The organism is Limnohabitans sp. YIMB22184 (assembly GCF_048020265.1).
GTDB lineage: Bacteria > Pseudomonadota > Gammaproteobacteria > Burkholderiales > Burkholderiaceae_C > Limnohabitans_A.
Map to the genome: position 1 here is coordinate 1,817,539 of NZ_CP171843.1, position 25,938 is coordinate 1,843,476.

13 protein-coding genes are annotated in these 25,938 nt (G+C 60.5%); 9 read left to right on the forward strand and 4 right to left on the reverse strand.

Going from position 1 to position 25,938, the window contains the following annotated elements:
• The first annotated feature begins 22 nt into the window (after positions 1-22).
• The 5 genes from ACHEXL_RS08430 to ACHEXL_RS08450 all read left to right on the forward strand — a co-directional run bounded on the left by ACHEXL_RS08430 (position 23) and on the right by ACHEXL_RS08450 (position 4,477).
• Positions 23-736 carry a fumarylacetoacetate hydrolase family protein gene (locus tag ACHEXL_RS08430; protein ID WP_416558889.1) on the forward strand — a complete coding sequence of 238 codons (714 nt, stop codon included), beginning with the start codon at positions 23-25 and terminating at the stop codon, positions 734-736.
• Between the two features lie 115 nt (positions 737-851).
• Entirely contained in the window at positions 852-2,177 is a 1,326-nt protein-coding gene (locus ACHEXL_RS08435; RefSeq protein WP_416558890.1) for an MFS transporter, read from the forward strand.
• A 63-nt stretch (positions 2,178-2,240) separates the two neighbouring features.
• On the forward strand, positions 2,241-3,227 hold the full coding sequence (locus ACHEXL_RS08440; RefSeq protein ID WP_416558891.1) for a Bug family tripartite tricarboxylate transporter substrate binding protein: 987 nt from the start codon (positions 2,241-2,243) through the stop codon (positions 3,225-3,227).
• A gap of 139 nt (positions 3,228-3,366) precedes the next feature.
• Positions 3,367-4,002: a maleylacetoacetate isomerase gene (gene maiA, locus ACHEXL_RS08445; RefSeq protein WP_416558892.1), complete on the forward strand. Its 636-nt coding sequence runs from the start codon at positions 3,367-3,369 to the stop codon at positions 4,000-4,002.
• Positions 4,003-4,180: 178 nt separating this feature from the next.
• Positions 4,181-4,477, forward strand: a complete 297-nt coding sequence (locus tag ACHEXL_RS08450) for a YciI family protein (protein WP_416558893.1) — start codon at positions 4,181-4,183, stop codon at positions 4,475-4,477.
• Between the two features lie 140 nt (positions 4,478-4,617).
• On the opposite strand, the gene ACHEXL_RS08455 is transcribed toward ACHEXL_RS08450, so the two are convergent.
• The 4 genes from ACHEXL_RS08455 to ACHEXL_RS08470 all read right to left on the reverse strand — a co-directional run bounded on the left by ACHEXL_RS08455 (position 4,618) and on the right by ACHEXL_RS08470 (position 11,067).
• A complete protein-coding gene (locus tag ACHEXL_RS08455; RefSeq protein ID WP_416558894.1) occupies positions 4,618-5,619 on the reverse strand; it encodes an aldo/keto reductase in 1,002 nt (333 codons plus the stop codon).
• Positions 5,620-5,686: 67 nt separating this feature from the next.
• Positions 5,687-9,274: a DUF748 domain-containing protein gene (locus ACHEXL_RS08460; protein ID WP_416558895.1), complete on the reverse strand. Its 3,588-nt coding sequence runs from the start codon at positions 9,272-9,274 to the stop codon at positions 5,687-5,689.
• A 171-nt stretch (positions 9,275-9,445) separates the two neighbouring features.
• A complete protein-coding gene (locus ACHEXL_RS08465) occupies positions 9,446-10,915 on the reverse strand; it encodes a helix-turn-helix domain-containing protein (protein WP_416558896.1) in 1,470 nt (489 codons plus the stop codon).
• Positions 10,864-11,067, reverse strand: coding sequence for a hypothetical protein (locus tag ACHEXL_RS08470; protein ID WP_416558897.1), 204 nt, complete (start codon positions 11,065-11,067; stop codon positions 10,864-10,866). The genes ACHEXL_RS08465 and ACHEXL_RS08470 overlap by 52 nt, the downstream gene beginning before the upstream one ends.
• Positions 11,068-11,583: 516 nt before the next feature.
• Between ACHEXL_RS08470 and ACHEXL_RS08475 the strand changes: the two genes are divergently transcribed.
• The 4 genes from ACHEXL_RS08475 to ACHEXL_RS08490 all read left to right on the forward strand — a co-directional run bounded on the left by ACHEXL_RS08475 (position 11,584) and on the right by ACHEXL_RS08490 (position 25,930).
• Positions 11,584-15,621 carry a beta strand repeat-containing protein gene (locus tag ACHEXL_RS08475; protein ID WP_416558898.1) on the forward strand — a complete coding sequence of 1,346 codons (4,038 nt, stop codon included), beginning with the start codon at positions 11,584-11,586 and terminating at the stop codon, positions 15,619-15,621.
• 313 nt (positions 15,622-15,934) lie between these two features.
• A complete protein-coding gene (locus ACHEXL_RS08480; protein WP_416558899.1) occupies positions 15,935-22,003 on the forward strand; it encodes a beta strand repeat-containing protein in 6,069 nt (2,022 codons plus the stop codon).
• 239 nt (positions 22,004-22,242) lie between these two features.
• Entirely contained in the window at positions 22,243-23,631 is a 1,389-nt protein-coding gene (locus ACHEXL_RS08485) for a TolC family protein (RefSeq protein ID WP_416558900.1), read from the forward strand.
• Between the two features lie 4 nt (positions 23,632-23,635).
• Positions 23,636-25,930, forward strand: a complete 2,295-nt coding sequence (locus tag ACHEXL_RS08490; RefSeq protein ID WP_416558901.1) for a type I secretion system permease/ATPase — start codon at positions 23,636-23,638, stop codon at positions 25,928-25,930.
• Positions 25,931-25,938 lie beyond the last annotated feature (8 nt).

The following is a 25,938-nucleotide window of genomic DNA, read 5'->3' on the forward strand; positions in this document are numbered from 1 at the left end:
TGACCACAACTTGAAAGCTTTCATGACCTCTTACCTCTTCACCCCTCCCGCCGTCCAGTCTTTGCCCATCCGTGGCAAAACCGAGCGCTTCCCAATCAACCGCATCTTCTGCGTCGGCCGCAACTACCACGCACATGCCGTCGAGATGGGCCGCCCCGTCGACAAGAGCGTCGAGCAGGCCTTCTACTTCACCAAGTCGCCCCAGACCCTGGTGGAGAGCGGCGTGGACCATGTTGCTGTGGTGGCCTACCCGCCGCGCACCAACAACTACCATTTCGAGATGGAGCTGGTGCTGGCGATTGGCAAGGAAGGCTTTCGCGTGAGCGAAGCCAACGCGCATGAACTGGTTTATGGCTACGCCGCCGGCCTGGACATGACGCGCCGCGACCTGCAGCTGGTGGCGCGCGACAAAGGCCGTCCTTGGGACACGGGCAAGGACATCGAGCAAGGGTCGGTCTGCACCGAAATCGTGCCCATGCCAGGTGTAGTGATCGAAAAAGGCGCCATTGCGCTCGAAGTCAACGGTGCCACCAAACAGTCTTCCGATGTGGACAAGCTGATCTGGAACATCCGCGAAATCATCGCCGACCTGTCCACCTACTACCACCTGCAACCTGGCGACCTGATCTACACCGGCACGCCCGAGGGCGTGGGCGCGGTGGTGAGCGGCGACAAGATCACCGGCCGCGTCGAAGGTGTGGCCGAAATTGCCTTGACCATCGGCGCTGCCGAGTAAGCACCACCCAGGCTCTCACCGCTCTCTTGTTGATGCCTTTTCGGCCATCTCTGGGATGGCCGAAGGGGTTTTTTCGCGTCCGAATGCCGAAACGCGCTTTTTTCACACACAAGCAATGACACCGACGACCAATTCCGGGCAAGAAGCCCGACGTTTGAGCACCGTGCGCTGGGTGCTGGTTCTGGCCACCGTGGGCCTGATTTTTGACGGCTACGACCTGGTCGTTTATGGCGCCGTGGTCTCCACCTTTTTGCGCGATGCCAGCCAGATTGGTACCGTGACGCCTGGCATCGCAGGTGTGCTGGGCAGCTATGCGCTGTTTGGTGTGGCGGTGGGGGCCTTTTTGGCCGGCTCGGTGGGGGACATCATCGGTCGGCGCAAAGTCATGCTGGCGTCTTACGCCTGGTTCTCGGTCGGCATGGGCCTCACAGCACTGTCCACCAGCACCCAGACCTTTGGTTGGATGCGCTTTGTCACGGGCATCGGCATCGGCTCCTTGGTGGCCACCACGGCAGCGCTGGTGTCCGAATACGCACCCAAGGACCGCAAGAACCTCTACATCGCCATTTGCAACGGTGGCATTCCGCTGGGTAGCTTGCTGTCGGCGGTGCTGGCCATCGTGCTGCTGGAACACATCGGCTGGCGAGGCATGTTCTGGATCGGTGCCGTTCCGATGGTCACCCTGCTGCCGCTGGCGTATTTCAAGATGCCCGAATCGGTCGCCTGGCTGGCCGCCCGTGGACGCCTGGAGGAAGCGCGTGCGCTGTCCGAGCGCACCGGCGTGGACATCCCTGTGGCCAGCAAACAGGACACCACTGCGCACAGTACAAGCAAGAGCGGCTTCGCGGGTCTGTTCAGCCGCGACTACCTGTTCCCCACCCTGGTCTTGGGTTGCATGAGCGCCACCGGCTTGCTGCTGGTGTACTCGCTCAACACCTGGCTGCCCGAGCTGATGCTGCGTGCGGGCTACAACGCCAAAGGCTCGCTGTCCTTTTTGGCGGTGCTCAATGGCGGCTCGCTCTTTGGCGCGCTGGCGGCCTCACGCGCGGCCGACCACTTTGGTCCCAAGCCGGTGGTGGCGGCCAGCTTTGCCACGGGTGCCGCCGCGCTGGTGGTGCTGACCTTCAACTTCGAGTTGGCCGCCTTGCTGGCGGTGGTGGCCGTGGTCGGTCTGGGCACCAGCGGCACGCAAACCCTGATTTACGGCTTTGTCGCCAATTACTACCGCACCAATGTGCGTGCAGCAGGCGTGGCCTGGTGCGCAGGCTTTGGGCGCATCGGCGGCATCGGTGGTCCTTTGCTGGGCAGCTTTCTAATCAGCGCGGGTCTATCGCTTGACCTGATCTTCTACGTTCTGGCCGGCTTGGCTTTGCTGGGCGTCGGTCTGACCTTGCTGGTACCCCTGTCGCGCACAGCTGTGCAGGGCCTCGCTCGGGCTTGAGCGTGGGTTGTCACCTGCGCTGCCCCCCCCATTTTTCATCCATCTTCTTCAACCATTCTCACCATGAAAAAATTCCGTCGCCATTTGCTGATCAGCGCCTTCTGCGCCGTGTCGTCTGCCGCCGTCCTGCCTGTGCAGGCTCAAGCCACTTACCCCACCAAGGCCGTCACCATCACCACCGCCTTTGCTGCGGGCAGTGGCCCGGACGCGGTGCTGCGCCAAGTCTCAGACAAACTGTCCAAACTCTGGAACCAGCCCGTCTTGGTGAACAACAAACCCGGTGGCGGTGGCTTCATCGCCATGGATTCGGTGCAACGCCTGCCCGCCGACGGCTACAACCTGCTGCAACTCGACAGCGAACACCTGGCCGCCGTGCCTTATTTGTACAAGTCCAAAAACTTTGTCACCCTGAACACCTTCGACCCGGTGGCCCCCCTGTTCAGAACACCCTTCTTCATCGCCGTCTCCACAGAATCCAAGTGGCAGAGCCTGAAAGATCTGGTGGCCGATGCCAAGTCATCTCCCGGCAAGGTCAGCTTTGGCTCCTGGGGCATTGGCAGCCCGGGCCATCTGGGCGGCGAAGAAATCGAATTGCTGAGCAGCGTTGACATGACACACGTGGCTTTCCGCGAAGTCTCCCAGCTCTACACCGGCGTGGCCACGGGCGACATCCAGTGGGCATTCGCCTCTATCCCGTCAAGCGCAGGGGTGTTCAAGTCCGGCAAGATCCGCTACCTCGCCATTGCTGCGCCCAAGCGTGCCCCACAGATGCCCAACGTTCCCACCGTGGCCGAAGCCGGTGGCCCCAAGGGGCTGGACGTGAACTCCTTCGTCGTGCTGGTCGCCCCCAAAGGCCTGCCTGCTGACGTGACGGCACGCATCAATGCCGATGTCCAAAAGGTGATGGCCGATCCCGACATCAAAGCGCGCTACAACACATTTGCGTTTGAAGCGCTAAACTGGTCACCGGACGAAATTCGCAAGCAAGCCGAGATCAAGAGCAAAACATACGGCAAGCTGGTCGTCCGCAAGAACATCAGACTCGAATGAGCGCTCTGGCCCCAGAGCCGGGGATTTTCTGATCGCCCCGCCAGAACTCGACTATATTTTCCACACCCTGATCAAGCTGGACTTGGCTGAGCGCCCTGCTCAGCCACTTCAGTTTGCCCCTTGTACGACGGAACACACCATGAAGCTCTACAACTTTTTCCGCAGCGGCACCTCGCACCGTTTGCGCATCGCCCTCAACCTCAAGGGCATCGCCACCGACTACGTGGCGGTGGATCTGCGCGTGGAGGAACACCTGAAAGACGCGTTCAAGGCGGTCAACCCGCAGCAGCTGGTGCCCGCGCTCGACACGGGTGAGCAGGTGCTGATCCAGTCGCCTGCCATCATCGAATGGCTGGAAGAAAAGTACCCTACGCCCGCGCTGCTGCCCACCGATGTCAACCAACGCGCCCATGTGCGTGCCCTGGCCGCCATCGTCGGCTGCGACATCCACCCGATCAACAACCGCCGCATTCTGGAAACCCTGCGCAAGCAGTTCGGCGCCAACGAAGAAGCGGTGAACGCCTGGTGCGCCACCTGGATCAGCGCAGGCTTTGACGCCTACGAAGCCCTGATCGCCGCTGACACACAGCGTGGCCGCTTCAGTTTTGGCGACACGCCCACGGTGGCCGATGTGTACCTGATCCCACAGGTCGAAAGCGCCCGGCGCTTTAAAGTAGATCTGACGCAATGGCCGCACATCATGGCGGTAGAAAAGGCTTGTATGACACTGGAGGCCTTTCAAAAGGCTGCTCCGGGTCAGCAACCGGATGCCTGAGCGCCACGCCTCAAAAGAAAGGGCCCCCCAGGGGCCCTTTTTTGATGGCGCGCTGGGAAGCCCATTCTGCTTTGCTGCGATAGCGGTCAACGCCTTAAACCAGAGAATGTGGGATATTTCGACGCTTCAATATCAGTTCCATGCACAACTGGAACCAAACGACCGAGGAGATTGAGCTATGTTGTTTGCCGTGCTCTTTACAGATAAGCCTGGCCTTGGCGAGCTCCGCGCTCGGCATTTGCAAGCCCACATTGAATGGCTTGAACTCAACAAGGATGTAATTCCAGTCGGCGGCTCCCTTCGGCAAGAGCTTGGACAGGTCCCTAGAGGTGGCCTTTGGATTTCAGACGCCAATTCAAAGAAACAATTGGAAGACCTGTTGAAAATGGACCCGTTCTACATTGCTGGTTTACGCCAAAGTTATGAAATTTTGCATTGGTCAAAAGCCAAGGAGGAACGCAAAGTTCTGATTTAGCAGTTGCCTTTGTCTTTGGTACGGTGACCCTGTCCAAAGACCGCATACAGCCTTAAACAGCCCCCACACCCAAACCAGCCAATTGCTTGGTCAGTCATGGGGCCACGGATCCTCTGCTCAAGCTAAGGATGACTGATCAATCAGCCAAACACCTCGGTATCCACCTCGCTGTTGGCCTGCGCGTTGTACCGATCACCCACCACGGTGCGCTGGTTGATCAGGGCATCAAGCCGCGCCATCAAACCCGCATCGAGCTGCACATCCACCGCCGCCAGATCGTCGAGCAGGTGCTCCACCGAGGTGGTGCCGGGAATGGGGATGATGTCCTCGCCTTGGTGCAGCAACCAGGCCAGCGCCAGTTGCGAAGGGCTGCAACCGGCCTCTTGTGCCAGCGCTTTGTAGGCGGGCAGCAGTTTCAGGTTGGCGGCGTAGTTGTCGGGTGCAAAGCGCGGCATGCTGCGGCGGATGTCTTTGGCATCCAAACCCGCGATGTCGAGCGGGCCACACAAAAAGCCTCGCGCCACTGGGCTGAAGGCCACAAAGGCCACACCCAGTTCGCGGCACGCTTGCAGCACCGCGATCTCGGGGTTGCGGGTCCACAGCGAATACTCGGTTTGCAGCGCCGCAATCGGGTGCACCGCATGCGCTTTGCGCAAGGTGGTGGCCGACACTTCGGACAGACCAATGGTTTGGATCTTGCCCTGGCGCACCAGGTCGCTCAAGGCGCCCACACTGTCTTCGATCGGCACTTTCTTGTCCCAGCGGTGCAGGTAATACAGGTCGATCACATCGGTCTGCAGGCGGCGCAGCGCGTCTTCGCACGTCTTTTTAATCGTCTCGGGGCGGCCATCGATCACACGGACCTTGCTGCCGTCGCTTTGCTCAACGCCTTGCATGCCGCATTTGCTGGCCAGAGTGAATTTCTGACGGTGCGGCTTCAGGACTTTGCCCACCAGGGTTTCGTTGGCCCCAAAGCCGTAAAGCGCGGCGGTGTCGAAAAAATTCACGCCCTGGTCCAGGGCGGTGAGCAACACGCGTTCGGCCTGCTCGGCCGAAACAGGCGCGCCATAAGCATGGCTGAGGTTCATGCAGCCCAAGCCGATGGCGCTGACGTTGAAAGAGGCAAGTTGTCGGTTTTTCATGTCGGTATCTTAGACGCTCCATTCGGCCCCAACGTGTCGGCCGCCCCAGCTTCGCCTGCCCTCCCCCTCAATCGGTGGACACCACCAAAACCACTTTCGGCACAAACGGTGAGGCGCTGCTCGCCTTGGCCACCACAGGAGCGCCCAGAAACAACTGGGCTGCCGGCACCTTCAAGTCCTGCAAGACCTCGCGGACCTGTTGGGCGCGGGCTTGGGCCAACTCGCGCATCGCCGCCTCATCCACCGCGATGGCCGCCAGCAACAAGGCCTCCATGTCCGCCGTTGGCATGTCCTTGACCAGACCCAGCACATTGCGGGGTTTGGGAATCGGCGAGCGGCGGTACACCGACTGCAGCAAGGCGGGGTATTCCTCAGGGCTCACTGACGGCACAGGTCCCGCGTTCTGCGCGTCACGGGGCATGCGTCGGCGCTTTTCGGCCATGACCGTCTGGTGCAGCTGCGCTCTGCGCCAGGCATCGCGTTCGCTTTCCAGGTCCGCTTCACCCGCCAGCGTCAGGCGCAAAGCCGGTTTGTCGATCACCATTTGGGCCACGGTCTCGAGCTTCTGGCGAGACGCTGCATCGATCTGTGCAAGACCGGGCGCAAAATCTATTTGCTGCAACTGCTCCTCACCCGAGAAAGCGCCCGACATCAAACTGAACGGCGAAATGATGGCCTTGCCAATCAGATTGAGCACCATTTTCCAGACGATGGACCCCACCCGAAAGTCCGGGTCGTTGATGGAACCACTGACGGGCAGGTTAATGTCGATCACCCCGTTGCGGTCGGCCAGCAAAGCGACGGCCAGTTTGACCGGCAAATTGGGGGCATCCGCACTGTCCGAGCGCTCACCAAAGCGCAATTGATTCAGAACGATCTGGTGCGTCGCCTGGAGTTGACCATCGGCACCAACCCGGTAATTGACCTCGGCCGAGAGCTTGCCCCGTTCGATACCGTAGCCCGCATATTTGCGGCTGTACGGCGAGAGTTGCGGCAACTCCAAATCGCGCACCTGGCCACGCACGTCCAACGCCACAGGCCGGGTGAGCGGGTTGATGCGTCCGGTGACCTCCAGGCTGCCGGTGCCCGCCACACGCCCGCGCAAACTCAAGTCGGCCAAAGCCGTGTCGGCCGCACTCGCCTGGCTGGACAAGGCCCCCAGACTACCGACCAGCTCGGTGATGTCCGCTGAATAGTTGGGCCGAATGAACTGGTCCGAAAACAACACCCGACCCTTGACCACCCCGATGGGCCCCAACTCGATCAAAGCCTGCACACCGGGCGGCTGCGGCAGGTCAGACGGCTCGACCTTGAGAAGGTTTTGCCAATTGAGTTGACCCTGGGCATCGAGGGCCACGCGTGCAAAGAAATCGCTCAAGGCTGTTTCTGCAATTTTCAGCCGCTGCAATGCTCCGGCCTCCAGCTTCAGCTCAAACCCGCGCAAGCTCAGGGCCTGGGCGTCCAGCAAGGCTTCTCCGTCTGAGCGGCTCAGCGCACGCAGCTGGTCCACCGACAGATGGCCTTGCAAATTCAAGCCCAGCCCGGCCTCGGGCATGGCCAGATCCAGCCCACCGGTGTAGCTCAACTCGGCCCTTCGCAAATCGAACTGGACCCGGTCCGCCCAATAAGCCCGCAGTCTTTGCACTGGGAAACGCGTCAGCTGCAAACGTCCCCGGACTTGCAGCGGCGTGGTCTTGGACTGCCCGGCTGCCACCGAGGGCAAACGGAACGCCCCTTCAAAACCCAGCTTGCCCGACTCGCGGCGCTGGGCCCCGGTGGTGAAATCGCCCTGGATGGTGGTCATTTGCGGCGATGCCGCCAAGGGCTGCCAGGGCCCCACGATGAGGTTGACATCCCTCGCGTCCAGCTTGGCACCGCCGGGCACAAAACGGTCATCCAGATTCAGCAACCCGCCGCTGACCTGCATAGGCCCCAGCGCCAATTGCCACGCCTTGGGCGAAGCCGCTGAGGACGCGGTCGAGGGGGCGTCAACCCGCCAGTCCTCCACCATCCAGCGCCCCTGGGGGTTGCGGCTGACATTCAACAATGGTCGACGCCAGGCCACACGCCCCACACGCGCCTGCTGCTGGAAGACATCCACCTCCAGCTGTTCGATGGCCAGTTCGGCCCACCCGGCATCGGGCTGTTCAGGCTTGCCCAGCAACACGTCGGTCAAGCGCAATTGCGGCGCCTGGACCACCAAGGAGGAAGGCGTGGCGCCTGCGGCTGCTTGCCAGTCCAAGCTCAACTGCGCAGAAGATTTGCCAGACAAACCGGGGCGAAACCATGCAGCCCAATAGGGCGCAACGGTTGTCAAAGGCACGTCACGCCACTGCATGCGCGTCTGGGCACTGCGCAGGTCGGTCGTGCCCTCCCAGGACACATTCGCCCCCTGCAAAAGGGCTTGACCACGGAAAGACGCCGCCTGTCGACTTGGCCAACTGAAGTTCTGACCCTCCAGAGCCAGGGCCGTCACGGCCAGATTGGCGGGTATGGCCAGTGCCGCGTCTTGCCAATGCAGCTGCCCCGCGCTGACTTGAAGACGCTGCAGCGCAAAGTCAACCGCCTTGACGCCCCCCGTGTCAGCGGCACCTGTGACCGGGCCCGGGGCCTGTGACAGCAAAGCGCGCTGCAAACGGACCCAGTTCAACTCACCGCCTGAATCTCGCCGCAAGTGCACCACCGGCTTGTCCAGACTCAGCGTGTCGAATTTGAACACGCCATCCAAGGGGCGCCAGGCATCGATTTGCAAATCCAGCCCGCCCAGCTGGAACAAAGGCACGTCGTCGCGGTTCAGCCGCTCCTGGAGTTTCAGACCTTGCACAGCCAAGTGGCCCGACACCGACAACTCGGGGGCGGTGCGTTGCCGAAAATCAAGGCGAATGTCCATCTCAAGCCGCCCATCTGCCAGCCGAACAGGCCAGGCGGCAGGCCAATAAGGCAGGTACGGCTTGACATCCAGCCCCTTGATCTGAAAACGGGCTTGTGTGCGCCGGTCCGCCGCAAAAGGGGTGGTTTCTGCGTCCGTGTCAAAGCTGGAGCCGTTGAACTGGAAGGCCAACCTCGGGTGGGTAGCCACTTCGCGTCGGCCACCGATGTTGCTCAAAAAAGGAACGTCCAGTCGCACATCGCTGAGCGTGTGCGTGATCGATTGGGGCGCATCGTGAAACTGCACACCGCCGCCTGCGATCTGGATGTTGAACAAGGACAAACGGGGCACACCCGCGCCTTGGGGCTCTGCCGCCGCGAAACGGGCCCACACATCGTCGATGTCAAAACGGCCCTTCCCCAGGTGCGTCAGCTGCAGCTGGGGATTGCGCACCCGCACGGCATCGGCCACAGGTGCCCACAAGAACAAAGACTGCAGGGAAATGTTGACCTCGACCTCGTCGACAAGTAACTGGGGGAGCGGCACCGGGTCTGCAGCTGCGGCAGATGCCACGCTCAAACCACGCACGATCAAACGCATGGACCAAGGCATGAAAACCACTTGCTCGACTGTGACCGCACGGCCCAACTTCAAGGTGCCTTGCTTTTCGATTTGCCACCGAAGCAGTGACGACAGTGTTGCCCAGCTGATCGCCCAAAGTACCAACACCCCGAGCCCGACAAACAAAACCCGGCGCTGCCAGCGCTGGAGAAGACCCACATTCATGATCGGCTCTTGGTGAAAAACAACAAGCACCATTTTCGGCGATCCGAGGGCACGGATGTAACGCCCGGGATACAAATTGACCGAAGCAACGCTGGTGCTCGTTCAAGGGCCGGCGACCGGGCGCAAAACGGCTCGGCTTGGCCACGCCTGCCACCCGCAGCGTTCGTCCATTCAGCTGGACTTGTTGGCCTCCGTTGGGAATCCTGGGCCCGATGGGTTGAAAAACGGCATCGGCATGCTCTGAAAATCAATTTTCTCCAGTGCCGCGTCTTGCGCAAAGTGCCGCCAGTCTTCCACCAAACTCGCATTGGCCGAGATCAACCGTCCCTGAGGGTCTTTGAACCACAACATAAAGGGCTGCCTGGCCAGCAGCTCCTGCTGTTGTCGCTGCATCGCCAGTTCTTGGGCCGCGATTTTTTTCTCTTCGGTCACATCGATCATCACCAGCCTGCATTCATCGCCCATTTCATCGAGCGTGGCGTCGATCCTCACCACCATCTCCGCCCGGTGCGCGGTAGCACTGAGGGTCACCTCGCAATAACGGCGGCACTTGCCACTGAGCACTTCCTGATGGAAATCCAGAAACAAGGCACGATCGGGCGCCGCCATGAAGTCCACGAGAGGGCTCAGCGTGCGCTGTGAGCGCTGAATGTCCAGCATGATCGCGCCGGCCAAATTGGTTTGAACCACCCGCCCCTGTGGATCGAGGCTGAAAAAACCCACCGGCGCAAAATCGTAAGCATCCTGGTACTTGTGCAGCAGCGCATGGTCTTGCCCATCCAACGCCGCCTCTGGCAGGCAGACATCCTCGGCATCTTCCGGTGAGCGCTCCAGACGCTGATACAAACGCCGCGTCTCGGTGCAAACCAATGAGAAGCACTCGCAAACCGAGTTGGTCAACCCGTCCCGGTCCCGGATGTGGATCTTGCCGCGCCCACTGGAGACCCAACCTGCCAACTGCAATTTACCCAGCGCCTGCGTGATCGACTCACGGCGCACACCCAACATGTTGGCAATCGTTTCGTGCGTCACGTTCAATTGGTCACTGCACACGGCATCCTGGTTGAACAAGAGCCAATAACAAAGACGCTCGATTACCGAATGGTGGGCCACGCACACAATGCTCTGGGACATTTGCGTGATCAAGGACTGGACATAACACAGGGCCAATTGCTGCAATTCCCGGCAGCGGGCCAGCTCGGCCTGAAAGACGTCGGCCGGCATTCTGTAAGCCTGACCGGCACACTGCACCACGGCCCGGTGATTCGTGGAGCCACTGCCCAAAACCAGCGAAACACCCACCATGCCATCCCGCCCTGTCATGGCCAACTCTGAACTGTCACCATCGGCAGTGTGTGACACCAATGAAGCGGTGCAGGTGGTTGGAAAATAAACAAATTCCAAAGATTCTCCAGATTCACAAATCACCTGACCTGCCGCCAAATAGATCGGTTTGAGGTGCTCCGACATGCGTGCATAGTGGCTTATTGGGACGCCGGCCAAAATTCGATTTTGTCGCGCACTGTCAGTCACAGGGTAAGACATACCAATCCTTTCTCGCGCCAAGGCGCATCCATACAAAATAGCGGTCAAACGGAAATTTCTGAAGACCTCTGGCGCGACTCGCCAGAGCCGGGCCATGAAATACCTTCAACACCATCCGATTCGATCTGGTTCTTAATCGCCGGATCAGGACTTAAAGGCCATAAACCATGCAACAAAGCATGGATTTCTTCAGGGCTGACAATGGCCTGATTCCATGGCACAGCAAAAGGCACAGGTTTTAAAAACATGGTTAATCCAGTCATTAACTAGGTGAATATCGGTACGGGATGCATGCATCACCGAGGGCTGGACTCCATATTGATTCAATTAAAAATTGATCACCACTGATCAAATGATTTGATTGCATAAACATATAGGCATATATCCAACGGTCAAATACCTTCCTAGAACGCCCCATACCCGAATAAGATAATCAGAAAACGGTAATGCCTTAGTTGAAAAAAGGCATCACCATCATCGTTTTCGGACGCGTGAAAACAGCACGCCATTCACCATCGGCATACGCTGAATAAATCAAGATCACACAGGGTGTGTTTCAAATGGCATACGGCCTTATGGCGGTCGATAGATAACCAACGAATGACAACCATGGTTCAGTCAAAACATGCCCCCTGCTGAATAGGCAAACCACCATTCAGTGAAGAACATCTTGGTGCTGCCAGCCGGAAACTGGCAGTTCCCTGATCGGGAAACAGATCAAGATTTGTCGCTCCCAACAGGCGCGACACCACCAGGAGTTCAACATGGCCAAACCTCTCACCTACGGGAAAAAACCCTTCTCGCTGAAAGCCGAACATGACGACGCCGACATCAGCGATCCGTCGCTTTACGGGCAACTCGCTGCCCTCCAAAGCACAACATCGGCAACCTCTCTGTCAGCATCTGCCCTGCCAAGCGCGACGCGCACCTTGAGCCCAACGACCGAAGTCAGCAACACCACATCAGCCCCTGTCTCGTTGTCTGCAATAGCGACCCCCGTGCCCAACGCCATCACCTACCCCAGCACCAGCATCAGCAAGGTCTACCAGCACTGGGCCGATGGCGATGCAGCCCGAGCCACCGCACCCGAATGGAACAACAACATCCTGTCGGATGGCAAATCAGATTACTTTGAAGGAGAAGTGGTCCCCCACGTCTACTTCTACAAGGCCAGCAACAACACTCCGCTGGTCAACGGCCAGAGCTATTCTTTCAACGTGACCTACAACCACTACCAGGCCAACACCAACGCGGGCGGGTTCGTTTACATGACATCGCCCAACGCGAGTCGCAACACCAGCAGCTTCGCCGGTGGCGATGCACAAGCCGACGGCAGCTTCACCAATGGCGGCGGCATGCAAGGCAGCTTCTACACCGTCAATGCCAACATCACCGCCGTCAGCGGCGTGAGCTACCTCGGCAGCGCGGGCAGCTCGCTCGACGGCAAAGTCACCGTCACCTTCACTTACACCGGGCCCACTACCACTTCGGGCGGTGCCGAAATCCAGTACGGCCTGCTGATTGCCGCGCCGGGCGATGTGGCCGACCAGGGCAAGGGCATGACCGATGGCGCCAACGCCTGGACCGGCGGCTCCCTGCAAACCACCGTGGACATTGGTGGCAGTGGCGCCACCTCCATCCAACTGGCACCCTCGGCCATCATCGTGGGCGAGATCAGCGGCATGAAGTTCAGCGACGTGGACGGTAACGGCGTGCGCGACGCCGATGGTGTGGACAACACGCTGGGCACGGCCGACGACGAAGTAGGCCTGGCCAACTGGAAAATTTTCATCGACAAGGACAACGATGGCCTGTGGGACGACGGTGAAGACTTCGCCTTGACCAATGCCAGCGGCCAATACGTCTTGTCGGTGATACCCGACGCTGACCGCTCCGACATCGACAACGACCCCTACATCGTTCGCGAGGTTCAGCAATCCGGCTGGCAGCAAAGCACAGCCAACCCTGCGCCGATCCTGATCACACCCCTCGATCCTAAAGAGATGAATGTGGATTTCGGCAACATGCCGCTCAAGCCCAGTCTGAACATCCTCAAGGATGCCTGGGTGGACGGCGGCAACGCCGACCAAGCCGGTGACATCATCTTCTACACCATCGCCGTTGAAAACACCGGCAACCAGACACTGACCGGCGTGAGCGTGACCGACCCTTTCATCAGCGATCTGGCTCTGGTGGCCGATGCCGCCTCTGCCGACGGTGAACTCGATGTGGGCGAAACCTGGCACTACACCGCCAGCCACACCGTGACCCAGGCCGAGATCGATGCCGGCACCGACATCATGAACACAGCCACCGCCGACTCCGACCAGACCGGACCGGACACCGATGATGCTGCCGTCCCGGTCGATCAAAATCCCGCGCTGAACATCATCAAGGATGCCTCCGTTCCAGGCAACACAGCGGACTATGCTGGCGAGATCATCAGCTACAGCATCGCAGTGCAAAACATGGGCAACCAGACCCTGACCGGTGTGAGCGTGACAGATCCTTTCATCACCGACCTGCTTCTGGTCAGCGACGCAGCCTCTGCCGACGGCGAACTCGACGTGGGTGAGACCTGGTACTACACCGCCAGCCACAGCGTGACCCAGGCCGAGATCGATGCAGGCGTCAACATTGTCAACACGGCCACCGCCGACTCGGACCAGACCGGCCCGGACACCGATGACGCCTCGGTGCCCGTCTTGCAGGCCCCTGCGCTCGCCATCGACAAGGCCATCACCGGCGTGACTGGCGGCAATGGCAACGGCAGCGTCGATGCGGTCAACGACGTCATCGGTTACGCGGTCACCGTCACCAACACCGGCAACCAGACGCTCAACCAGGTCACCGTGAACGACCCCATGACGGGGTTGACCATCTCTGGCGTGACCCTTGCCCCAGGGGCGAGTGAGACTTACCTGACGAGCTACACCCTCAGCCAGAACGACCTGGACACCTACGGTGGCGGCGATGGTTTCATTGAGAACACCGCCACTGCCGACAGCCTGGAGACCGCGTCGGTGAGCGACACCGAAGCCATTGAACTCTTCGTGCGTTCGGCCCTGTCCATCGACAAGCGCTTGGTCAGCATCACAGGTGGCAACAACAACGTGGTGGCCGATGCCGTAGGCGACACGCTGAACTACACCGTCACCGTCAGCAACCTGGGCGTGCTGACCCTGACCAACGTCAGCGTGGTCGATCCGAACAGCGGTCTGAACATCACGGGCATAACACTGGCCCCTGGCGCAAGTCAGGTGTTCACCACCAGCTATGTGTTGACCCAGGCCGATCTGGACAACAACGGCCAAGGTGATGGCTACATTGACAACCTCGCCACGGCGGACTCGGACCAAACCGTGCCGGTGAGCGACAACGAATCCACCGCCTTGCTGCGCACCGTGGGTCTGGGCATTGAGAAGTCGGTCACCAGCGTCGCCGGTGGCAACAACAACCTGTTTGCCGATGCCGCAGGTGATGTGATCCAGTACGCGATCCGGGTCTACAACGCCGGCACGGTGACCTTGACGAGCGTCACGGTCACCGACGAACTGACCGGTCTGAGCGAGAGCGTGCCCGATCTGGCACCGGGCGCCAGCGCCACCTACAACACCAGCTACACCTTGCTGCAGGCCGATCTGGACAACAACGGCGGTGGCGATGGTCGACTGGACAACACCTCAGTGGCCGACTCGGACCAGACCCTGGCGGTCATCGACAGCGAGTCGGTGCAACTGCTCGCCGCGCCCATCTTGTTTGTCAACAAATCATTTGTGAACGTGACCGGTGGCAACGGCAACAACCTAGCCGATGCCGTGGGCGACCAGCTGAACTACCAGATCGTGCTGGCCAACCCCGGCAACGTCACGCTGACCGATGTCTCCCTGACCGAAAGCCTGACGGGGCTGAATGACACCGGCATGACCCTGGCCCCCAACGCGGTGCAGGTCTACAACGTCAGCTACACCCTGACCCAGGCCGATCTGGACAACAACGGTGGCGGCGATGGCACCATCGACAACAGCGTCATCGCCGACAGCGCGCAGACCCTGGCCAGCAGTGACACCGAATCCGTCCCTGTCCTCAGCAGCATCGGCATCGCCTTTGACAAGGACTTTGTGGGTGTGTCCGGGGGCAATGAAAACGCGTTGGCCGACTTTGCAGGCGACGTGCTGAACTACAGCTTCACCGTGACCAACATCGGCAGCGTGACCCTCACCAACGTCAGCGTGGTGGACGACCTGACCGGCTTGAGTGAAACCCTGGCCTCGCTGGCACCGGGTGTCACGCAGACCTACACTTCCAGCTACACCCTGCTGCAGTCCGACCTGGACACCGACGGCGGCGGCAACCGCCAGGTGGAGAACTACGCCAGCGCCGACAGCGACCAGACCGGCCCGCTGTTGGACTTTGAAGGCGTGACCGTGATCTACGACGCACAAATCGATCTGACCAAGTACGTCTCGGTCGATGACGGACTCAGCTGGAACGATGCCAACACCCTGACCGGTCCCACGCTGTCGTCTTTAGCGGGCATCAATCCGCTGTTCAAGTACACCGCGCTGAACAACGGCACGGTGACACTGCAAGACGTCACCTTGACCGATGCCGCCTATGACCTGAACGGCAGCGATCCAGGCACCAGCTGGGCATGGGCAGACTTGGCCCCCGGCATGAGCGCAGAGTTGATCTTTGAGGCGCCCTTCACGCTGGGGCAAAACTCTGGCGATGCGGTGGTGACCGCCACGGCGCTGTCTTCAGTGGTGGACATCGACAACGCCTACTACCTGGGGGTTTGAACCCGTCTGCAGCCTCCACCTGCCTGCTTGATCGGCATCAAGCAGGCGGGAGGAAGTGATCGACCAAGGCCAGTCTGCAAAGACTGGCCTTTTTCTCAGTGGCGCACCACACGGATCGCAGAAGCACCGCAAGCGATACCTATCGCAGGGATAGCTCGACAGGACAGTCAAAAACAAACCTTCTGTTGGATGGTTGGGCCGCGCACATGAAAGCACCATGGTTGGACTGCAGACCAGAAGTTTGCAGCTCCCCGAACAGGGATGCAATTCAACCCACGTCGACCATCGCGATGGTTGGCATTTGGAGTTCACCATGGCTAAGAAAACCACATCCGGGAAAAAATCATATTCCCATGACACACCGACCGACGACAACGCGGTCGAGAGCGCATCGCTCTATGGTCAGGTCAATGCCCTCGCCCCAGCAGAGAATGCGCCGACACGCTTCGCCTCGCCAAGCGCTAGGTCCACGGCCTTAGAGGATGCGGGCCGTAGCGACTCGTATGGCACAGCTGCCATGCAAAACATTGGCGGCGAGGAGCGATTCGCAGCCAAAGCCTCGGCTTCGTTCAGCGTCAACAAGGTCTACCAACACTGGGCCGATGGCGATGCCATGCAAGGCACATCGGCCGAATGGAATAACAACATCTTGTCCGAGACCAAATCGGATTACTTCGAGGGCGAAGTCGTGCCCCACGTCTTCTACTACAAAGCCAGCAACAGCCAACCGCTGGTCAACGGCCAGACCTACTCGTTCAATGTGACCTACAACTACTACCAAGGCAACACCAACGCCGGTGGCTTCCTGTTCATGACCACGCCGGATCTGGACCGCGATCCCTCGGAGTTTTCAGGCACCGAACCCACCACAGATGCCAGCTTTACCAACGGCGGCGGCATGCTGGGCAGCTTCCAGACCGTTGACGCCAACATCACCGGCGTGAGCGATGTGACTTACACCACCCGTGGCGGCGGCACGATGGACGGCCATGTCACCATCACCTTTGTCTACACCGGCCCCACCACCCAAGACGGTGGCGCAGAAATCCAGTACGGCCTGATGATCGCCTCGCCCGGCGATGTGCCGGACCAAGGCAGTGGCCCCACCCTGGGTGCTGCAGCCTGGACTGGCGGGTCCTTGCAAACCACCGTGGACATTGACGGCAAAGGGGCGATGTCCCTGCAACTCATGACTTCAGCCATCATCGAGGGTGAAATCAGTGGCATGAAATTCAACGACATGGACGGCAACGGCGTGCGCGATGCCGATGGCGTCGACAACATGGCAGGCACCGCCGATGACGAAGTCGGCATGGCCGGCTGGACCATCTTCCTTGACCAGGATGCCGATGGCGTGCTGGATGCCGGTGAGCGCTCTGCCGTCACCAATGCCGAAGGCCGGTACAGCTTTTCGGTCACGCCCGATGCTGATCCATCAGACCGGGACAACGACGCCTATGTGGTGCGTGAAGTCCAGCAAACCGGCTGGGTGCAAACCAGCATGAATCCGGAAGGCATTGTGATCACGGCCATGAACCCCAAGGCCATGAATGTGGATTTTGGCAACCAGCAGCCCATGCCCTCGCTCAACATCGTCAAAGATGCTTCAGTCCCTGGCGGAACCGCCAACGTGGTGGGTGAAGTCATCACCTACACCATCACCGTGCAAAACACGGGCAACCAGATGCTCACCGGCGTGACGGTCAGCGACCCGATGATCAGCGATTTGATGCTGGTGGCCGATGCGGCTTCTGCCGATAGCGAGCTGGACGTGGGCGAAAGCTGGACCTGGACCGGCACCCATGTGGTGACCCAGGCTGACATCGATGCAGGCGGTTACATCGTCAACGTCGCGACCGCTGACTCCAACCAAACCGGCCCGGACACCGACGATGCCTCTGTGATGGTGGAGCAAACTGCTGCGCTGAACATCGTCAAAGACGCTTCTGTTGCAGGTGGTACGGCCAACGCCGCTGGTGAAGTCATCGACTACACCATCGCTGTGAGCAACACTGGCAACCAGACTTTGACTGGCGTGACTGTGGCCGATCCGTTCATCAGCAACCTGACTTTGGTGGCTGACGCTGCTTCTGCCGATGGCGAGCTGGATGTGGGCGAGACTTGGTCCTACACCGCCAGCCACGTCGTCACACAAGCCGAGATCGATGCGGGCACACCCATCGTCAACGTCGCAACTGCCGACTCTAACCAGACCGGCCCTGATACAGACGACGCATCTGTCACGGTGGAGCAATCTGCTGCACTGAACATCGTCAAAGACGCTTCTGTTGCAGGTGGCACCGCCGACGCTGCAGGCGAAGTCATCGACTACACCATCGCGGTCAGCAACACTGGTAACCAGACTCTGACAGGCGTCACCGTGGCCGACCCGTTCATCAGCAACCTCGTACTGGTGGCCGACGCTGCTTCGGCCGATGGCGAGCTGGATGTGGGTGAGACTTGGTCCTACACCGCCAGCCATGTGGTCACTCAAGCCGAGATCGACGCCGGTGGCAACATCGTCAACGTCGCGACGGCTGATTCCAACCAGACAGACCCTGACACCGACGACGCTTCCGTGGCTGTTGAACAAACCCCAGGTTTGAACATCGTCAAGGATGCATCCGTCGCTGGTGGTACAGCTAACGCGGCCGGTGAAGTCATCGACTACACCATCAGCGTGCAAAACACCGGCAACCAGACGCTCACTGGCGTCACGGTGGTTGATCCGTTCGCCAGCAACCTGTTACTGGTCGCCGATGCGGCTTCTGCCGATGGCGAGCTGGATGTGGGCGAGACTTGGAGCTACACCGCAAGCCATGTCGTCACACAAGCCGAGATTGACGCGGGTTCGCCTATCGTCAACGTCGCGACGGCTGATTCAGAGCAAACTGGTCCCGACACAGACGACGCTTCTGTGGCTGTTGAACAAACCCCAGGTTTGAACATCGTCAAGGACGCATCTGTGGCTGGTGGCAGCGCCGACAGCGCAGGCGAAGTCATTGCCTATGCGATCAGCGTGCAGAACACCGGCAACCAGACTTTGACTGGCGTAACTGTGGCCGATCCGTTCATCAGCAACCTGGTTTTGGTGGCCGATGCTGCTTCGGCCGATGGCGAGCTGGATGTGGGCGAGACCTGGTCCTACACCGCCAGCCACGTCGTCACACAAGCCGAGATCGATGCGGGCACACCTATCGTCAACGTCGCGACAGCCGACTCGAACCAGACTGGCCCCGACACCGACGACGCTTCCGTGGTTGTGGAACAAACTCCTGGCCTGAACATCGTCAAGGACGCCTCTGTGGCAGGTGGCACCGCCAACGCCGCTGGCGAAGTCATCGACTACACCATTGCCGTCAGCAACACCGGCAACCAGACTTTGACTGGCGTGACTGTGGCCGACCCGTTCATCAGCAACCTTGTGCTGGTGGCTGACGCCGCTTCTGCCGATGGCGAGCTGGATGTGGGTGAGACCTGGTCCTACACCGCCAGCCATGTGGTCACTCAAGCCGAAATTGATGCGGGTACACCCATCGTCAACGTCGCGACGGCTGACTCCAACCAGACAGGTCCTGACACCGACGACGCATCTGTCTCGGTGGAGCAATCTGCTGCACTGAACATCGTCAAAGACGCTTCTGTTGCAGGTGGCACCGCCGACGCTGCAGGCGAAGTCATCGACTACACCATCGCGGTCAGCAACACTGGTAACCAGACTCTGACAGGCGTCACCGTGGCCGACCCGTTCATCAGCAACCTCGTACTGGTGGCCGACGCTGCTTCGGCCGATGGCGAGCTGGATGTGGGTGAGACTTGGTCCTACACCGCCAGCCATGTGGTCACTCAAGCCGAGATCGACGCCGGTGGCAACATCGTCAACGTCGCGACGGCTGATTCCAACCAGACAGACCCTGACACCGACGACGCTTCCGTGGCTGTTGAACAAACCCCAGGTTTGAACATCGTCAAGGATGCATCCGTCGCTGGTGGTACAGCTAACGCGGCCGGTGAAGTCATCGACTACACCATCAGCGTGCAAAACACCGGCAACCAGACGCTCACTGGCGTCACGGTGGTTGATCCGTTCGCCAGCAACCTGTTACTGGTCGCCGATGCGGCTTCGGCCGATGGCGAGCTGGATGTGGGTGAGACCTGGTCCTACACCGCCAGCCACGCTGTCACCCAAGCAGAGATGGATGCTGGCACGCCCATCGTCAACGTGGCCACCGCCGATTCGATTCAGACCGGCCCGGACACCGACGACGCTTCCGTGGCTGTTGAACAGGCACCCGCCATCGCTGTGGACAAAGCCATTGCCACCATCACGGGGGGCAACGGCAACACCTCGGCCGATGCTGCGGGGGATGTTCTCAACTACACCATCACCGTGTCCAACCCCGGCAATGTGACCCTGACCGATGTGACCGTGGTGGACGTCTTGACCGGCCTGAATACCGTGGGCCTGACCTTGGCGCCCGGACAAAGCCAGACCTACATGACCAGCTATGTCTTGACACAACAGGATCTGGACAGCAACGGCGGCGGTGACGGCTACATAGAGAACACAGCCACAGCCGACAGTGCACAAACCAGCGCCGTGAGCGATGTGGAGCCCATCCAGGTGCTGCCTCGTCCTTCACTTTCGCTGAACAAGTCACTGGTCGCCATCATTGGCGGCAACGGTAACTCGATAGCTGATGCGGCAGGCGATGTGCTCCAGTACACCGCCACCGTGGTCAACGAAGGCACCGTGACCTTGACCAACGTCTCGGTGACGGACGTCGACACAGGCTTGAATGTGACCGGTTTGACACTCGCACCCGGCCAATCGGCGGTGTACGACTCCAGTTACATCTTGACCCAGGCCGATGTGGACAGCAATGGCGATGGCGACGGTTACCACGACAACATCGCCACGGCAGACTCCGACCAGACAGACCTCCTGTCGGACGCGGAATCGACGCCCCTGCTGCGCACCATCGGGCTGGGTGTCGAGAAAAACGTCTCCAGCATCACCGGTGGCAACAACAACGGGTTCGCAGACTTGGCGGGTGAGTCCCTCAACTACACGATCCGGGTCTACAACGCGGGGACAGTCACTTTGACCAACGTGACCGTGCTGGACGACTTGACCGGCTTGAGCCAGACCATTGCTTCTTTGGCACCTGGCGCCAACCAGTTGTACCAGACCAGCTACACGCTGACTCAGGCCGATTTGGACAGCAACGGTGGCGGCAACGGCTACATCGAAAACTCGACGGTGGTGGATTCGGACCAGACGCTTCCGGGTGTCGACAACGAAACCGTGCAACTGATCCGCTCTCCGGTGCTGTACCTCGACAAGACGTTCGTGAACGTCACGGGGGGCAACGGCAACAACCTGATCGATGCCGTGGGCGATGTGTTGAACTACCGGATCGTGGTGGCCAACCCCAGCAACGTGACCTTGACCGAAGTGTCGATTGCGGAACCCCTGACCGGTCTGACGGTCAGCAACCTGACCCTGGCGCCTGGACAAATCGAGACCTACCTGACCAGCTACACCCTGACCCAGGCAGACATCGACAACAACGGCGGCGGCGACGGTTACATCGACAACGTGGCGGTGGCAGATTCGGCACAGACCGAATCGGTCCGCGACATCGAGTCGGTGCCTGTGCTGCGCAGTATCGGTATGGACTTTGACAAGGGCATCGTCGGCATCAACGGCGGCAACGGCAATGACCTGGCCGATGCCGCGGGCGATGTGCTGAACTATGTCTTCACGGTGAGCAACCCCGGCAGCGTGACCTTGACCAACTTGACGGTGGTCGATGACTTAACGGGCATGAGCGAGACATTGGCTTCGCTGGCCCCCGGCGCGACGGTCACCTACAACTCCAGCTACGTGTTGACCCAGGCCGACCTGGACAGCAACGCGGGAGGCGACGGTGTGCTGATCAACACCGCCACCGCCGACACCAGCGAAACACCGGTGTTCACGGATTCGGAAGGCGTCACGGTGGTCTACCAGCCCATCATTGACCTGACCAAGTACGTGTCGGTGGACAACGGTGCCACCTGGGACGATGCCAACGGCCCCACCGGTCCGCTGTTGTCGTCCGCCTCGGGGATTGATCCGCAGTTCCGTTACACCGTGACCAACAGCGGCAACATCACACTCGGCGACGTCACCCTGACCGATGCCGTGTATGACCTGAACGGCGCTGAGGCCGGTGGCGCGTACTCCTTCGGTAGCTTGGCTGTAGGAGCCACTGCAGAGTTCATCTTCACGGGTGCTGCATGGGCCGAAGGTCAACAGTCTGGCGATGCCGCGGTGTCTGTGGCGGCCATGCCTTTGGTGCTGGACATCGACAACGCCTATTACCTGGGTGTTTGAAGTGTCTGCCTGAAGCACGATGCCCCTTGACACCTTGTTGAGGGCCTGAAACGAAACGGGTAAGCCTTGCGGCTTACCCGTTTTTTCATGGGCTACCGATTTGTCAGTAAGTCCCTTATCGGTTTCAAAGGATGCCCAGTCACACCGCATCAACCTAAGCTGAGTGCAGGGTTTGTATCGCCAGAGCCGCCCATGCATTTCATTCCGTTGTCTAAAAACACAGGAGGTTTATGTCACTGTTGACCCCCCACACATGGTGCCTTGCAGCCGCCCTGCTGCCAAGTTGGTGCTGTGCACAAAGCCTGCAAGAGGCGGTATGGATGGCCCTGGCCAATTACCCCAGCATCGCCTCGGCCAAATCTAAAACAGAAGCCGCCCGGTCGGACATCACCCGTGCCAAAGGTGCGCACTGGCCTCAGCTGTCTTGGTCCGGCACCTACAGCGACTACCGCAACGACGCCTTGGGTAAGCGCTGGACGCAAACCCCGACCTTGAGCTTGAACCTGTGGTCAGGCGGACGCATCCAGTCCGATGTCGAACGCTCCGAGGCGCTGGCCAAGGCCAGTCAAAAACAGGAACAGATCACCCGCGACGACGTGGCCCTGCTCAGCAGCGAAGCCTATCTGCAGTGGGCGCACGCCAGGCAGATGGTGAGCCTGGCCCAGCAAAATTTGAGTACCCACGACAAAATCCTGCAGGACTTCCAGACCATCACCCAAGTCGATCCGGGCCGCCGCATCGACTTGAACCAGGCGCAGGTACGCCATGACAACGCCCGACTGGTCTTGCTCAAAAATGAGACCGAGCGGGCGGTGGCTGCAGAGCGTTTGGCCCGCATGCTGATGGCCCCGGCACCGGCTGAGCCCAGCGGCCTGGACTTTTCGCCCCCCGTGCCTTATGCCTCGCTGGACCAGGCCCAGGCGCAGCTGGGCGATCAACACCCGGTGATTGCCAGACTTCTGGCGCAACGCGAGGCCGCAGCGGCCAGCATCCGTTATGCCCAAGCCCAAAATGCGCCCACGGTCAACCTCACGCATGCCAAATCGACCACACCTGGCATCACCGACGGTCAGTTTGTCACCCAACTGCAGTTGAACCTGCCCTTGTTCGATGGCGGCACAGCCCGTGGCGCCGTGGGCGTGGCCACCGCCAATTTGCAGGCGCTGGAGTCCGACCTTCAGGAAACACGGCTGATCCTGAGCGAAGAACTGGCCAGCGCCTGGGCCAGCTGGTTGTCTTCCTCCAGCCGTGCCACCATGGGGCAACAGCAAGCCCTCACAGCGCAAGATCTGGCACGAGGTTATGTCCAGCAGTTCCGTGTGGGCCGTCGTTCCTTGCTCGATTTGTTGAACATCCAAAGCGACCTGTACACCTACCAAAGCAATGCGGCCACCGCCTTGCACGAATCGCGCTTGTCTCAGGCCCGCATCCTGGCCAGTCTGGGCCAACTGGCCAACGCCTATGCGCCAAGCGCCACTGCCCGGGCGCCTGCAGGTGCTGCCCTGCAGGCTGCACCGGACACCGTGGTGGTCACCCTGGCCAAGGCCTTCGGCGACCACAGCCTCGCGCCGCAGTGGCCTGCCGAATTGGCCGCGCCTACGCCCACCCCACCCCACCACCCAGAGTGACCCCATGGACCAACTTGCTTTTTCCGCTTCGGACATCCACAGCGCTACCAAAGCGCCCGTGACCACACCACCGACTGGCCCGTCCAGCGCACCCGAACGCGATCCCTTGCTGGTATGCCTGGCCATGACCGCCAAACGGATCGACCGGGAAGTCCACCTCTCGGCACTGCGTGCAGGTTTCGCTGTGGACGAAGAAGGCCGGATTCCCATGAATGCTTACCCCGATTTGGCCCAGCTGCACGGCATGATCGCGGTCTGGTCGCGCACAGAACTGGCGCAAATCCCCAGTTACGTGCTGCCCGTCATCGTGCCCCTGGTCGATGGCCGCGCGGTGGTGCTGGTGTCGGTGCTTGGCCAAACCGCCCAGGTGCTGACAGCCGAAACCGGCATGGCCGACATCGCCATGTCCATGGACGAGCTCCAACGCCTGAGCTACGGCGAGATCCTGGTGGTCAAAGCAGCGACGCAAAAGTCGGCCCAGCAACTGGTGCCCTTCAAAGGCGCGGCCCTGTCATGGTTCTGGAACACGGTGTGGCGCTACAAGGGCTTTTACATCGAGTCCATGATGGCGGCCGTGGTGGCCAACGTGCTCACGCTGGCGGCCGTGTTCTTTGCCATGAACGTCTACGACCGGGTGGTGCCCACCCAGGCCTACACCTCGCTGTGGACGCTGGCCATTGGCACCACGGTGGCCATCCTGCTGGAGTTTGGCGTGCGCTGGCTCAAGGCCAGGCTGGTCGATCTGGCGGGCCGCAAAGCCGATCTGAGTCTGAACGCTATGCTGCTGCGCGAGATCATGGCCATCCGACTGGAACACCGCCCGCAATCCATTGGCATCTTCGCCAGCTCGATGCGCGACTTCGAATCGCTGCGCGACTTCATGTCCTCGGCCTCGATGGTGCTGGTGGTCGACATGCCGTTCATCTTGCTGTTCCTGGTGCTGATCGGTGTCATCGGCGGCCCGATTGCCTGGATACCGGCTGCGGCTGTACCGATTCTGGTGATCGTGGGTCTGTGGGCACAGCGCCCGCTGATGCGGGCCATGCGAGAGAACATGAAGGAGAGCGGTGACAAGCAAAGTGTGTTGGTCGAGTCGCTGCTCAATCTGGAAATGCTCAAGGCCCACAATGCCGAGAGCTACTTGCAAAGGCGCTGGGAAAACGCCAACCTGGCCGCCACCGATTCGTACAAACAGATCCGCTCCCTCACCAACCTGATGCTGGGCCTGACCGCTACTTTGCAGCAACTGGTGACGGTGGGCATGGTGGTGTATGGGGTGTACCTGATCGGTGACAACTCCCTCACCCTCGGCGGCCTGATCGCCTCGGTCATCCTGGCCGGTCGTGCCATCTCACCGCTGGGCAGCATCATGGCATTGGCCGCACGCTACCAACAGGCCCGCAGCTCGCTCGACACGCTGGACGCCCTGATGAAGCGCCCCCGCGACCGCGATGGCGAGCGCCGCTATGTGGTGCCCGAGCGCATCGCAGGCAGCCTGAGCGCCGACCAACTTGAATTTGCCTACCCAGGCGAGCACCAGATCCCCGTCATCCGCAAGTTGACATTGAACCTGCCCGCTGGCCAACACCTGGCATTGCTCGGGCGCATTGGCAGCGGCAAAAGCACCTTGCTGCGTTTGCTGGCCGGCTTGTACACGCCGCTGGGTGGGCGGGTCTCGATCGACGGGGTGGACCTGCAGCAGCTCGAACCGGCCGAAATTCGCAGCCGCCTGGGCTATGTGGGCCAGGAGGCCCAACTGTTTCAAGGCAGCCTGCGCGACAATCTGGTGCTGTCGGACAGCTGGATCAGCGACACACGGCTCATCGAGGTGCTGCAAAAGCTCGACATGTACGCCATGGTGGCCAGCCACCCGCGTGGTCTGGACATGCCGCTGACCGAGGCTGGCGGTGGCTTGTCGGGTGGCCAGCGGCAAATGCTGGCCATTGCCCGCATGATGCTGCGCGACCCGGCCCTGGTGTTCCTGGACGAGCCGACCTCGATGATGGACCAGACCAGCGAAGCCAAAGTGATCGAGGTGCTGGGCCAATGGCTCCAGGGACGCACCTTGGTGCTGTCCACCCACCGCCTGCAGTTGCTGGTGTGGGTGGAGCGCATAGCCCTGATGGACAACGGCCAGATTTTGCTGGAGGGTCCGCGCGAAGAAGTCCTGCGGAAACTCGCCGTGGGGGTGGCTCCTAAATCAGGGCAAACCACGCGCACACGAACCCCCAGCAAAGCCAATGCCAGCGCCGCAACACCCGTTGCACCCGCAGCACCCACGACACCTGCCGCAGCCTGAGGGCGAGA

Bases quoted from the DNA above. Each gene is read 5' to 3' on its own strand.
- ACHEXL_RS08430 (WP_416558889.1), top strand. From the start codon at position 23: ATGACCTCTTACCTCTTCACCCCTCCCGCCGTCCAGTCTTTGCCCATC.
- ACHEXL_RS08435 (WP_416558890.1), top strand. From the start codon at position 852: ATGACACCGACGACCAATTCCGGGCAAGAAGCCCGACGTTTGAGCACC.
- ACHEXL_RS08440 (WP_416558891.1), top strand. From the start codon at position 2,241: ATGAAAAAATTCCGTCGCCATTTGCTGATCAGCGCCTTCTGCGCCGTG.
- maiA (WP_416558892.1), top strand. From the start codon at position 3,367: ATGAAGCTCTACAACTTTTTCCGCAGCGGCACCTCGCACCGTTTGCGC.
- ACHEXL_RS08450 (WP_416558893.1), top strand. From the start codon at position 4,181: ATGTTGTTTGCCGTGCTCTTTACAGATAAGCCTGGCCTTGGCGAGCTC.
- ACHEXL_RS08455 (WP_416558894.1), bottom strand. From the start codon at position 5,619: ATGAAAAACCGACAACTTGCCTCTTTCAACGTCAGCGCCATCGGCTTG.
- ACHEXL_RS08460 (WP_416558895.1), bottom strand. From the start codon at position 9,274: ATGAATGTGGGTCTTCTCCAGCGCTGGCAGCGCCGGGTTTTGTTTGTC.
- ACHEXL_RS08465 (WP_416558896.1), bottom strand. From the start codon at position 10,915: ATGGCCCGGCTCTGGCGAGTCGCGCCAGAGGTCTTCAGAAATTTCCGT.
- ACHEXL_RS08470 (WP_416558897.1), bottom strand. From the start codon at position 11,067: ATGTTTTTAAAACCTGTGCCTTTTGCTGTGCCATGGAATCAGGCCATT.
- ACHEXL_RS08475 (WP_416558898.1), top strand. From the start codon at position 11,584: ATGGCCAAACCTCTCACCTACGGGAAAAAACCCTTCTCGCTGAAAGCC.
- ACHEXL_RS08480 (WP_416558899.1), top strand. From the start codon at position 15,935: ATGGCTAAGAAAACCACATCCGGGAAAAAATCATATTCCCATGACACA.
- ACHEXL_RS08490 (WP_416558901.1), top strand. From the start codon at position 23,636: ATGGACCAACTTGCTTTTTCCGCTTCGGACATCCACAGCGCTACCAAA.